The 621-nt window shown below is 52.3% G+C and carries 1 protein-coding gene and 1 pseudogene; one reads left to right on the top strand and one right to left on the bottom strand.

Annotation, left to right across the window (positions count from 1 at the left end):
- Positions 1 to 79, top strand: a pseudogene (locus OCV63_RS17455) (tweety protein); the annotation flags it as partial.
- Between the two features lie 29 nt (positions 80 to 108).
- Here the strand turns inward: OCV63_RS17455 and OCV63_RS11770 are convergent.
- A partial coding sequence (locus tag OCV63_RS11770; RefSeq protein ID WP_262670833.1) for a virulence-associated E family protein occupies positions 109 to 621 on the bottom strand: 513 nt, incomplete at its 5' end.

The raw sequence follows: 621 nt of genomic DNA, 5'->3' as shown, positions 1-621 counted from the left end.
CTGTTGTTTTGGTTGTTATAAGGGAGAAAAGCCCGGAAATAAGGGGTTTTTCCCGGCAACCGGCTCGGCAACGGGATAGCAACAGGGGGGGGCAACGGGCTGTCATTTTCAGAATGGAAGCTCCATCTGTTCTGTGACCTCCACAAAACCGTCCATCGTTTTTTCAGACGGGTTGCCGGAGTCCGTTGCCGGGTTTTCATGCACCCAGCCCTTTTGTCTGCCATATTCGGAAAACATTCTTGGATTTGGGAAGTAGCGCCAGCCGGAAATGCACTGGTTCATAATCTCGTTGATTTCCCGGATTTCCCATTGCTTCGGCTCGTCAAAAGCATGGTTCAAGGCTTCCTTATAGAGCTGCTTGGAACAGACCATGCTCCCGGTGTACTTATCAAGATACGCCTGTATCATTCCGGCTTTGGTGTCCTCCGGCATAAAATCCCGCTGGTGTTCTTTGAGATACCGCTGCATGGCGGGGCTGAAAGCCAGCTTGAACCTGCCGCTTCGGTAAATCTCCATCGCTTCTGCCCACATCTGCTCGATATAGGCTCTGGAAGCAGCTTCGTCCTCCAAAATGTGAACCTCGGCTTGCTCCGGGTACACCATGACGGGGATAAAGCGGCG

Source organism: Laedolimicola ammoniilytica, assembly GCF_025567165.1.
GTDB classification, from domain to species: Bacteria; Bacillota; Clostridia; order Lachnospirales; family Lachnospiraceae; genus Laedolimicola; species Laedolimicola ammoniilytica.
The sequence above is the reverse complement of the archived record's forward strand: the minus strand, read 5'-3'. Positions and strand labels throughout refer to the sequence as shown.